Origin of the sequence: uncultured Sphingomonas sp., assembly GCF_913776855.1 — a bacterium.
Taxonomy (GTDB): Bacteria; Pseudomonadota; Alphaproteobacteria; order Sphingomonadales; family Sphingomonadaceae; genus Sphingomonas.
In genome coordinates this window covers 56,602-67,092 of sequence record NZ_CAJYQD010000022.1, presented here as the reverse complement: position 1 = coordinate 67,092, position 10,491 = coordinate 56,602, and the positions used below count along the sequence as shown (strand labels likewise).

Sequence of the window (10,491 nt, the reverse complement as noted above, 5' to 3'; positions counted from 1 at the left end):
ACCATCGGACCGCATTCGTCCAGATCGATCTCGAAATCGTCGTAGCGCGGATTCTGGCCCGAATCGGGGTCGTAGCGATAGACCTTGAATTTCTTGATCCGGCCCGACGTCGGCGACTTGTGGGTCGTACCCTTCTTGACGACGCTGTTCTTGGGCAAACGGAATTCGGCCATGATACTCGCTCGGTTCGGCTAAGGGGGTGGCACATCCACCCGGTCTGCGGGTCAGATACATGACAGGTAGGGTTGCCGCAAACGCGAACAAGGGAAAATGCCACGTAAATCCTCCCCGCGAGCGGGGAGGATCTAGACCGCCGGCAACCCTTCCAGCAGCTTGTCCAGCGTCGCGGGGTAATCGCGTACCCGAACCCCGGTCGCATTGTAGATCGCGTTGACCACCGCCGCGCCCGCACCGCCGATGCCCAGTTCGCCGATCCCCTTGGCATGGAGCGGGTTGGCATGGGGGTCGCGTTCGTCGAGGAACACGATGTCCATGTGGGGAATGTCGGCGTGCGCGGGCACATGATATTCGGCAAGGTCGTGGTTCACGATCCGCCCGTCGCGGTCGTCATGGACCAGTTCCTCGGTCAGCGCCGCGCCGATGCCGAACACGATGCCGCCGATGCATTGCGACCGTGCGGTCTGCTGGTTCAGGATGCGCCCGGCCTCGAACGTGGCGTGCCAACGCGTCACGCGGACCTCGCCGGTTACCGCATGGACCTTTACCTCGCAGAAATGCGCGCCATAGCTGGCCTGGGTGGTTTCCTTCTCCTGCTTGCCCGGCTCGATCGATCCGGTGGCGGTGATCCCGTCGCCGACCAGCTCGCCGATCGGCACGCGGCGGTTGCCGGCGATCGCATGGCCGTCCTTCAGCGTCAGCTCGTCCGCCGACACGTCCATCGCCTTGGCCAGCTTCTCCCGCAGCGCCTGCGCCGCCAGATAGACCGACGACCCGCTGCTGCCCGCGCCCCATGACCCGCCGGACCCCGCGCCCGGAGGCGATTTCGTATCGCCCAGATGCACGTCGATCCGCTCGACCGGCAGGCCCAGCATCTCGCCCGCGATCTGCGCGAGGATGGTATAGGTGCCGGTGCCGATGTCGGTCATGTCGGTTTCGACCAGCGCGCGGCCGTCGGGCCCGATCGACACCGCTGCCTCGCTCGGCTGCAGCATGTTGGTGCGGGTGGTCGACGCCATGCCCTGTCCGATCAGCCAGTCGCCTTCGCGCTTGCCACCCGGCACCATGTTACGCTTGTCCCAGCCGAACGCCTTCGCTCCGGCGTCGAGACAGCGGGTGAGCGATCGGGTGGAAAACGGCACATCCTTCTGCGGATCGCGCGCGGCATCGTTGCGACGGCGCAGCTCGACCGGATCGATCCCGATCTTTTCGGCCAGCTCGTCCATCGCATTCTCATGCGCCAGCAGGCCGACCGCCTCGCCCGGCGCGCGCATCGATCCCGACAGCATCCGGTTCAGCTCGACCACGTCATGGGTGATGACGCGGTTCTCGCCGGCATAGAGGAACTGGGTGGCGATACCCGCCGGTTCGAAATAGCCCTCACCCGGCAGGTTGCTGGTGATCGTCTCATGCCCGATCCCGGTCAGTTTCCCGTCCGCGTCGGCGGCCAGCCGCATCCGCTGATGCGTGTTCGACCGGCGCACGGTGGTGTCGAACACCTGTTGGCGGGTCATCACCGTCTTGACCGGCCGCCCGACCACCTTCGCCGCGATCGCGGTCGCGACCGATTCGGGCGCGATGCCGAGCTTTGATCCGAACCCACCGCCGACATAGCGCGCGACGATCCGCACCCGCGACGCCCGCTCGCCCAGCGCCTTGGCCAGCTGCTGCTTGTCCGACGACGGCATCTGGTATGCGCCGTAGAGCGTCAGGCCATCATCGTCCCACACCGCGGTCGAGGCGTGCGGCTCCATCGCCGCCGAATTCTGCGACGGGGTGGTCCACACATTGTCGATGGTGAACGCCGCCGCGGCCATCGCCGCGTCGAGATCGCCCTGCTTGTGATAGGGCGGCATGGTCCCCGCCGGCGGCTTCTTCGCGCTGTCCAGCCGGTCGTCGAACGTGAACACGCCCTCTGCCGGCTCAAAGCGGATCGACACCAGCTGCGCCGCGTCGCGGGCGATTTCGAAGCTCTCGGCGACGACGATCGCGACCGGCTCGCCGAAATAGGCGACTTGCCTGACCCCCTGCGTCGGGGCGTCGGTCTCGCCGCCCTGCTGCGCGTTGCGGATGAACGTCTTCAGATCGACCACGACGTCCAGCACGCCGGGCAGCGCCTTGGCCCCCCCGGCATCGATCGCGGTGATCTTCCCCGCCGCGAAGGGCGCGCGGACCAGGAAGCCATAGGCGAGATTGTCGGGCGCATATTCGGCGGCATAGGTCGCCTGTCCCGCCACCTTCAGCGGGCCGTCGATCCGTTCGATCCCCTTGCCGATGATCCCTTGCACGCCCGAATCGAGCAGGCTCTGTTCGACGGGCTTGTCCATGCGTAGCGCGTTGGTGGTCATGCCGTCAGCTCCCGCAGCGTCGCGACCAGGGTGCGGCGCGTCAGTGGAATCTTGAAATCATTGCTGCCAAAGCCCCTGGCCTCGCGCAGCAGCACATCGGCCGCTTCGCCGAACAGCGCGTCGGACGGGGCTTGCCCGACCAGCACCCGTTCGACCGCTTCGTCGCGCCACGGCATCGGACCAAGGCCACCGAAGGCCAGTCGAGCCGACGCGATCTTGCCATCCTCTTGCCCGACGATCCCGGCGACCGACACCAGCGCAAAGGCATAGGAGGCCCGGTCGCGCACCTTGCGATAGGTCTGCCTGCCCTTGGGCGGCGCGGGCAGTTCGACATGGGTGATGAGTTCACCCGGCCCTAGGACATTTTCGACATCGGGGGTATCGCCCGGCAGGCGATAGAAATCGCTGATCGCGATCCGCCGCTTCTCGCCATCGCTGCCCAGCGTCACGATGGTGGCGTCCAGCGCACGCATCGCCACCGCCATGTCGCTCGGATGCGTCGCAATGCACGCCTCGCTGGTGCCCAGCACCGCGAGGATGCGATTGAACCCTTCCCGCGCGTCGCAGCCCGATCCCGGCACGCGCTTGTTACAGCGTGCCGCCGTTTCGTAGAAATAATAGCAGCGGGTGCGCTGCAGCAGGTTGCCGCCGGTCGACGCCTTGTTGCGCAGCTGCCCCGATGCGCCGGCCAGCAGCGCGCGGCTCAGCACCTCGTAACGCTCGCGGATGACGGGTGAGGCGGCGAGGTCCGAATTGGGCACCAGCGCGCCGATCCGGACGCCGCCGCCATCAACCTCCTCGATCGCGTTCAGCGGCAGGCGGCTGATATCGATCAGTCGTGCCGGCGTCTCGATCTGCAACTTCATCAGGTCGAGCAGGTTGGTCCCGCCTGCGATGAACCTGGTGTCGCGCACCGAACCCTCACGGACGGCGGCTTCGGCGCTATCGGCCTTGGCGTAGTCGAACAGTTTCATGCCGTGGCCTCCACCTTCGCGTCGGCGACTTCGCGGATCGCGTCGACGATGTTGGGATAGGCCGAACAGCGACAGATATTGCCGCTCATCCGTTCGCGGATTTCATCGTCGGTGAAGTCGGCATCGTTCAGGTCGGCGCTGACATGGCTCGGCCAGCCCTTCTGCACCTCGTCCAGCATCCCGACTGCCGAACAAATCTGCCCCGGCGTGCAATAGCCGCACTGGAATCCGTCATGCTTGACGAAGGCGGCCTGCAAGGGATGCAGGTCGTCGGGCGTGCCCAGCCCCTCGATCGTCACGATGTCGTCATCCTGATGCATCACGGCAAGCGTCAGGCAGGCATTGATGCGGCGTCCGTTCACCAGCACGGTGCAGGCGCCGCACTGGCCGTGGTCGCAGCCCTTCTTGCTGCCGGTGAGCGAGAGATGTTCGCGCAGCAGGTCGAGCAAAGAGGTGCGGATGTCCGCCTCCGCCTGATACGGCTGTCCGTTGATGGTGAATTGCATGGGGAGGCGCTCCGTTGGTCGTCAGGGCTAACGTTCGCCAACCAAAGGGTTTCCTGTTGCGAGAGGGTCGCAGATGTTGGGGATGGTGATGGCGGCGATGCTGGGGGCGACGATGATGGCACAAGAGGCTCCGCTCGATCGGACGCCGATCGTGATCGCACACCGCGGCGCCAGCGGATCGCGCCCCGAACACACGCTGGCGGCGTATGCACTGGCGATCGAACAGGGGGCGGACTTCATCGAACCCGATCTCGTGCTGACGAAGGACAATGTGTTCGTCGCCCGTCACGAGAACGAGATTTCGGAAACCACCAACGTCGCCGACCATCCCGAATTCGCCACGCGTCGGACGACCAAGAATATCGATGGCGTGGCGATGACCGGCTGGTTCACCGAGGATTTCACGCTGGCCGAACTGCGCACCCTGCGCGCGAAGGAACGGCTGCCGATGCTCCGCCCCGGTAACCGGGCCTATGACGGGCAGCAGCCGGTCCCGACGCTGGCGGAGGTCATCGCGCTCGCCCAGCGCGCCACGGCCGAAACCGGCCGCACGATCGGCATCTATCCCGAAACCAAGCACCCGACCTATTTCGCGTCGATCGGCCAGCGCATGGAGGCGCGACTGGTCGCCGAACTGCGCGCCGCCGGCTGGGACAGCGCGCAGGCGCCGGTCTTCATCCAGTCGTTCGAGGTGAACAACCTCAAGGCGCTGAAGCGGCTGACCCGCATCCGCCTGATCCAGCTGATGAACGATACTGGCGGCCCGGCCGACCACGTGGTCGACAGCTATGCGACGATGGCGACGCCTGCCGGGCTGAAGGCGGTGGCGACCTATGCCTGGGGCATTGGCCCGAACAAGGTGCTGGTGGGCAAGGACAAGCCGCTGGTGCGCGACGCCCACGCCGTGGGCCTGCGCGTGCATCCGTGGACCTATCGCGCCGAAAACCTCTTCCTGCCCGAAGCCTATCGCGTACCCGGCGATCCCGCGACGCACGGCCGGGTGGGGCAGGAGATTGCCGACGCGGTCGATGCCGGCGTCGATGGTTTCTTCACCGATTACCCGCTAATCGGGGCGCAGATACGCGACAAACCCTATTGAGGACAATGCGATGCGACTGGCGTGGATGGTGTTGGCGGTGGCGCCGCTGACCGGGGGGTGCGTCAGCACGGTATGGAACGTCGCGACCGCGCCGGTGCGCGCGGGTGCGCAGGTGGTCGACTGGACCACCACCAGCCAGTCTGAAGCCGACCGCAATTACGGCCGCAAGATGCGCAAGAAGGAAGCGCGCGAAGGCCGCGAGATGCGCAAGGAGGAACGCCGTCGGCAGCGCGAGGAACGCGAAGACCGCCGCCGCGACGATTGATCGGTCACCCTCACCCTTCCCACTAGGCGCATCTGCGGAAGGGTGAGGGCGCGCTCACGACCGATTCCCCGCCAGCGCCTGCGCCACCGCACGCAGTACGATCAGTCGGGTCTGCACGCCGTAATGGCTGCTCACCACCTCGACCGTGCGGCACCCCGGTTCGCCCGGCACATGGCAGCCCAGGCCATTGACCAGCCCGTCGCTCGCGCTCCAGATCGCGGTCGCCGGGACGGTCAGCGGCCGGCGCACCTCTTCGGCCAGCGCCAGCACGGCGGGGTCGTCGACCGATTCGCCGCTGATCCATTCATACAGCCGCCACACCCGCGTCGATCGCGCCGGCCCGGCATAGGGGCTGGCGACCGTCACCACCTGTTCGATCAGTTCCGGCCGGCGATGCGCGGCCAGCCGCGCCATGATGCCGCCCATGCTGACCCCGACCAGTGCCACCGGCCGCCCGGTGCCTTGCGCCACCGCATCGATCCGATCGATCAGCGCGGTCGCATCCGTCCCGATGCTGCGCTGTCCGAAATTGCGCCCCAGTCCCCAGCCCTGCGGGACATGGCCCAGCGCGCGCAGATAGCGTGCCATGATCGTCATCGACCGGTCGCTGTTGAACAGGCCGGGCAGCAGCATGACCGGTTCCCCGTTCGCGCGGGCGACGCCGGCCATCGCCTGTCGCCAGCCGAACGGCACACCCGCCAGCGCCAGCGCGGCACGCGGCGTCTCGATCAGGAACCGGCCGAGCGGCGGCGGGGGCAAAGTCTCTACAGCCACGACGTCACCGTGATCGGAAACGGCGTCCACCGCCCCATCGGCACGCCGGCCGCGCGCAGCATCCGCCCGGTCCACGCATTGCACGTCTCGACCGCGCTGTACCGCCCGCGCGCGACGTAAAAGGCATCGGACGGCCCATAGCCATGCACCGGATCGGTCCTTGCGGCAAAGCTTGCCCGGATCGCGGTGACCAGCCGGCGATATTGGTCGGGGGTCAGCATCACCGGATAAACGCCCGGCTCGCCCACCGGCTCCGGCAGGTGCCCGACATGCAGTACCACCGCATCGCTGCCGATCGCGGCGGCGGCAATGGTCGCGGGCTTCACATCGGCCCAGGTCGGCGTGCCGAGATAGAAGGCGCGGTCGCCCCAGCCGATCGACAGCCAGCCATGGCCTGCATAGTGCTGATCGGCCAGATCGCCGGCCCGTACCAGATCGTTGAGGCCCATGCCCGCTGCGTGCTTGGGCAGGACGATGCCGGTATGGATACCGTTATCCTCGACATAGATGCGGATGCCCTGCGCCGGTGCGGGCGATCCCCCGGCAGGAATCGCGCCGCCTACCAACCCGGCGAACACGTAGAGCAACAGGGTCAGCACCACCGCGCCCACCATACCCGCAATTCGGCGCAGCCATTTCCGTCGCATCGTTTCCCATGCTACTATTTAGCGATGGCAAGCGAAACCCACGTACTCGACCGCCCGCCCGCAGGGGCCAATGCCGACTGGACGATCCCGCAGGGCTGGGAGGCCTATAGCGCCGAAGACCATGCGACCTGGGACACGCTGTACGCGCGACAAATGGCATTGCTGCCCGGCCGCGCGTCCGACGCGTTCCTGCGCGGACTGGATGCGCTCAAACTGTCCGAATCGGGCATTCCCGATTTCGAAGAACTGTCGGACCGGCTGGAGGCGCTGACCGGCTGGCGGGTCGTCGCGGTGCCGGGATTGGTGCCCGATGACGTGTTCTTCACTCATATGGCCAATCGCCGCTTCGTCGCGGGCAATTTCATCCGCCGCCCCGACCAGCTCGACTATCTGCAGGAACCCGACGTCTTTCACGATGTGTTCGGCCATGTGCCGATGCTCGCCGATCCGGTCTTCGCCGACTATCTCGCCGCGTACGGCCGCGGCGGCCTGCGCGCGCTCGAACTTGGATCGCTCAAGCAACTGGCGCGGCTCTATTGGTACACCGTCGAATTCGGGCTGGTGCAGGAGGCCGGGGCCTTGCGCATCTATGGCGCGGGCATCGTGTCGAGCGCGTCGGAAACCCGTTTCTCGCTCGACGACCCCAGCCCCAACCGGATCATGCTCGACCTCGCCCGCGTGATGCGTACCGATTACCGCATCGACGATTTCCAGCAGACCTATTTCGTCATCCCCGGCTTCGACGAACTGCTGCGCCTGACCGTCGAGACCGACTTCGCGCCGGTGTACGACGCGATCCGCGACGAACGCGAAATCGCGGTGGACGAAGTGCTGCCGGAGGACATTGTGGTGACGCACGGCACGCAGGATTACGCGAGGTCGAAAGTCTAAGATCCTCCCCGGCACGGGGAGGGGGACCAGCGAAGCTGGTGGAGGGGGGTGTCCACCTACGGCGCAGTTGCGTTGCGCAGCCAACCCACTCCACCACCGCTACGCAACGGTCCCCCTCCCCGCGAGCGGGGAGGAGCTGGCGGTCACAAATCCAGCGCCCACCCGTCGCGACCCTTGGGATCGATCGGCGCGGTCGGCACGAACCGTTCCGCCCCCGCCGTCAGCCGCAGCACGCTCCAGTCGCCGCGCCGGTCGACCTCCTCCAGCGTGACGCCACACGCCGCATAGGCCGCGACCACCTCGTCGCGCTGCGTTTCCAGCAAACCCGCCAGCACGATCGTCGCCCCCGGCGCGGCGATCGCGGCCACCTCGGGCGCCATCGACATCAGCGGCCCGGCGAGGATGTTGGCGATCAGCAAATCATAGGGCGCGGCGGCGGTGATCGCGTCGGACAACGCGCCATCGGCGACGACCAGCTCGACCCGATCGATCGCGTTCAGCGTCGCATTCTCGGCGGTCACGTCGATTGCCACCGGATCGATATCGGTCGCGATCACCCGCGCCGCCGGCCACAGCTCGCGCGCGGCAAAGGCGAGCAGCCCGGTCCCGGTGCCCAGGTCGATGACGTTGGCGAACGTCTGTCCCGTCATCCGGTCGAGCATCGCCAGGCACCCGCTGGTCGTCTCGTGATGTCCGGTCCCGAACGCCCGCCCCGCATCGATCAGGAACGCCCGCGCACCCGCCGGCACCGCATCGGCATGGGCCGCGGTGTGGACGAAGAAGCGCCCGACATGCAGCGGCTCCAGCCCCGCCTGGCTCATCGTCACCCAATCCTCGTCGCCCAGCGCCTCGACCTCGGGCGGCGTGCCGGCGGCGCTTGGCACCAGCGCGGCGATCGCGGCGATGGCGGCGGCATCGGGTTCCGCTTCGAAATAGGCGTCCAGCCGCCACGTCTCGGTATCGTCCTCGACCGTCTCGGTCGTCATCAGCACGGGTGCGGGATCGATGCCGAAATCCTCGGCGGCATCGATCGCTTCCGCTTCGGCGCGGGTACAGGGAAGGGTGAGTTTCCAGCTCATCGTGCGGGCCGGATCAGGGTCGGGATTGCCATGGCCGGGCGGTGTAGGCGGGGGCGCGGGCACATTCAATGCGCGGGGTCGGCGACGGCCGTAGCGCCATCGGCAATTCGCCTCGGCCTTTGTCGAAACGACACGCCCTGCGTGCCGATATCCCCCCGGACCTGATCCGGGGTCCCGCTCCTGTTGGTGCTGTCCGTAGGGAGCGGAACCCCGGACCAGGTCCGGGGGCAGGAGCGCCGCCCCGTCAGGCCGCAACCTTGCCGATGAATTCGGCGGTGCTGTTCTTCAGTGCGCCCAGTTCGCCGTCGAGCGAGTTGAATCCGTCGCCCACCCGGTCGATCTCCGATGCCACTGTTTCGGTGTCCTCGCGGATCGCGGCGATGGTCGACGACATCGAATCGGCGGCCAGCGCGGTTTCGTCGACGGCGGCGGTGATCGCGGTGACGGTCTGTGCCTGCACCTCCATCGCGCTGCGGATGCGGTTGGCGCTTTCCTGCACCTCGGTCACCGTCGCGCGGATCGAAGCGTTGGTTTCGACGGTCGACCGGGTCGCGGCCTGGATCGCGGCGATCTTCGCGGCGATGTCGTCGGTCGCGCGCGCGGTCTGGCTGGCAAGGCTCTTCACCTCCTGCGCGACCACGGCAAAGCCGCGTCCGGCATCGCCCGCCCGCGCCGCTTCGATCGTGGCGTTGAGCGCGAGCAGGTTGGTCTGCCCGGCAATGTCGCGGATCAGGCCCAGGATTGATTCGATCGACTTGGCATGGTCCGACAGCGCCTCCGACATGCCGACGGCGGTGCCGGCCTGTTCCGATGCGCGGGTCGCGATCTCGGCGGCGGCCTCCACCTCCATGCGCGCATCCTCGATCGCGCGGATCAGCCCGGCGGAGGTGGCGGCGGCTTCGCGCATCGCAACCGCCGACTGTTCGGCGGCGGCGGCGACTTCGGATGCCTTGCCCAGCATCCCGCGGACATTGGCCGAGCTGCGATTGGCATGGATGCGCAGCGTGTCGCTCTCGCGGCTCGCCCGCTCGACCGTGGCGCCGATATTGTCGCGGAATTCATGCGCCAGCCGCTCGCGCGAATCCTGCAGGTCGAACTGGAAATAGGCGTTGTAGAGCGACACGAACACTTCGCATTCCAGCGAGCGCAGCCGGAACAGCAGCTCGGCGGCATAGCGGAACGCGGCCTCGTCGGTAATGCCCCGGCGCATTACGTCGAGCAGCGCACGGGCGCCGGCATCGCCCATCGACAGGATCGCGGTCAGCGCGACATCGGCCCCGAAGGCGCTCGCGACCGTCCGCTCGCACGATTCGACCCACGCGAGACCGGTCAGGTTGGTGAAGCGATTGCGCAGGTACGCGACGCCCAGCTCGATCATGCGGTCGTAGTTGCGGTGCATACTATTGGCCCCGCCGACCTTCTGCGACTGGGTGAAGTGCGCCGCCGCGACCTCGCGCGCATGCGGTTCGATCACCGTCCACAGTTCGCGGGCGGCGGCGACGTCGTCGGCGGTGATGTTGAACAGGCGCAGGCGTTCTTGCAGATCGATCGTCCGGCTCACGCTTTCCGGCGCCGGCAGCTTCCTGGTCCCCACGATTCGCTTCCCCTGTTCGGTGGCATCCGCAACGGGCACGGCGGACCCCTGTGTCGTCCGGGGTAGCGTGCAGGCGTTAACAGCCGGTTGACCACGGGTCCGCCGCCGGTACGGATTCGCGATGCCGCTGCGCTTTC

General features: G+C 67.3%; 10 protein-coding genes and 1 pseudogene. 3 read left to right on the top strand and 8 right to left on the bottom strand.

The features are described from left to right. The 4 genes and pseudogenes from QZ755_RS06045 to QZ755_RS06030 all read right to left on the bottom strand — a co-directional run. Window positions 1–173: pseudogene (locus QZ755_RS06045) on the bottom strand (succinate dehydrogenase iron-sulfur subunit); the annotation flags it as partial. A 132-nt stretch (window positions 174–305) separates the two neighbouring features. After that, entirely contained in the window at window positions 306–2,525 is a 2,220-nt protein-coding gene (locus QZ755_RS06040) for a xanthine dehydrogenase family protein molybdopterin-binding subunit (protein WP_294320744.1), read from the bottom strand. Next, entirely contained in the window at window positions 2,522–3,499 is a 978-nt protein-coding gene (locus QZ755_RS06035) for a xanthine dehydrogenase family protein subunit M (protein ID WP_294320742.1), read from the bottom strand. The genes QZ755_RS06040 and QZ755_RS06035 overlap by 4 nt, the downstream gene beginning before the upstream one ends. Next, window positions 3,496–4,005, bottom strand: coding sequence for a 2Fe-2S iron-sulfur cluster-binding protein (locus tag QZ755_RS06030; RefSeq protein ID WP_294320740.1), 510 nt, complete (start codon window positions 4,003–4,005; stop codon window positions 3,496–3,498). The genes QZ755_RS06035 and QZ755_RS06030 overlap by 4 nt, the downstream gene beginning before the upstream one ends. Window positions 4,006–4,093: 88 nt before the next feature. Between QZ755_RS06030 and QZ755_RS06025 the strand changes: the two genes are divergently transcribed. Both QZ755_RS06025 and QZ755_RS06020 read left to right on the top strand, forming a co-directional pair. Next, window positions 4,094–5,104: a glycerophosphodiester phosphodiesterase gene (locus tag QZ755_RS06025; protein WP_294320747.1), complete on the top strand. Its 1,011-nt coding sequence runs from the start codon at window positions 4,094–4,096 to the stop codon at window positions 5,102–5,104. A gap of 10 nt (window positions 5,105–5,114) precedes the next feature. Then, window positions 5,115–5,369, top strand: coding sequence for a hypothetical protein (locus tag QZ755_RS06020; protein ID WP_294320739.1), 255 nt, complete (start codon window positions 5,115–5,117; stop codon window positions 5,367–5,369). A gap of 54 nt (window positions 5,370–5,423) precedes the next feature. On the opposite strand, the gene QZ755_RS06015 is transcribed toward QZ755_RS06020, so the two are convergent. Together QZ755_RS06015 and QZ755_RS06010 are read right to left on the bottom strand one after the other, a co-directional pair. Beyond that, window positions 5,424–6,143: an alpha/beta hydrolase gene (locus QZ755_RS06015; RefSeq protein ID WP_294320737.1), complete on the bottom strand. Its 720-nt coding sequence runs from the start codon at window positions 6,141–6,143 to the stop codon at window positions 5,424–5,426. Further along, on the bottom strand, window positions 6,134–6,790 hold the full coding sequence (locus tag QZ755_RS06010) for a TIGR02117 family protein (RefSeq protein WP_294320735.1): 657 nt from the start codon (window positions 6,788–6,790) through the stop codon (window positions 6,134–6,136). The genes QZ755_RS06015 and QZ755_RS06010 overlap by 10 nt, the downstream gene beginning before the upstream one ends. Before the next feature lie 24 nt (window positions 6,791–6,814). Between QZ755_RS06010 and phhA the strand changes: the two genes are divergently transcribed. Then, window positions 6,815–7,681, top strand: a complete 867-nt coding sequence (gene phhA, locus QZ755_RS06005) for a phenylalanine 4-monooxygenase (RefSeq protein WP_294320734.1) — start codon at window positions 6,815–6,817, stop codon at window positions 7,679–7,681. Window positions 7,682–7,824: 143 nt separating this feature from the next. Here the strand turns inward: phhA and QZ755_RS06000 are convergent, their stop codons facing one another. Together QZ755_RS06000 and QZ755_RS05995 are read right to left on the bottom strand one after the other, a co-directional pair. Further along, entirely contained in the window at window positions 7,825–8,760 is a 936-nt protein-coding gene (locus QZ755_RS06000; protein WP_294320732.1) for a 50S ribosomal protein L11 methyltransferase, read from the bottom strand. Window positions 8,761–9,004: 244 nt separating this feature from the next. After that, window positions 9,005–10,354 (bottom strand): methyl-accepting chemotaxis protein, encoded by a 1,350-nt coding sequence (locus QZ755_RS05995; protein WP_294320730.1) that lies wholly within the window; start codon window positions 10,352–10,354, stop codon window positions 9,005–9,007. Window positions 10,355–10,491 lie beyond the last annotated feature (137 nt).

Bases quoted from the DNA above. Each gene is read 5' to 3' on its own strand.
- QZ755_RS06040 (WP_294320744.1), bottom strand. From the start codon at position 2,525: ATGACCACCAACGCGCTACGCATGGACAAGCCCGTCGAACAGAGCCTG.
- QZ755_RS06000 (WP_294320732.1), bottom strand. From the start codon at position 8,760: ATGAGCTGGAAACTCACCCTTCCCTGTACCCGCGCCGAAGCGGAAGCG.
- phhA (WP_294320734.1), top strand. From the start codon at position 6,815: ATGGCAAGCGAAACCCACGTACTCGACCGCCCGCCCGCAGGGGCCAAT.
- QZ755_RS06010 (WP_294320735.1), bottom strand. From the start codon at position 6,790: ATGCGACGGAAATGGCTGCGCCGAATTGCGGGTATGGTGGGCGCGGTG.
- QZ755_RS06035 (WP_294320742.1), bottom strand. From the start codon at position 3,499: ATGAAACTGTTCGACTACGCCAAGGCCGATAGCGCCGAAGCCGCCGTC.
- QZ755_RS06030 (WP_294320740.1), bottom strand. From the start codon at position 4,005: ATGCAATTCACCATCAACGGACAGCCGTATCAGGCGGAGGCGGACATC.
- QZ755_RS06020 (WP_294320739.1), top strand. From the start codon at position 5,115: ATGCGACTGGCGTGGATGGTGTTGGCGGTGGCGCCGCTGACCGGGGGG.
- QZ755_RS06025 (WP_294320747.1), top strand. From the start codon at position 4,094: ATGGCGGCGATGCTGGGGGCGACGATGATGGCACAAGAGGCTCCGCTC.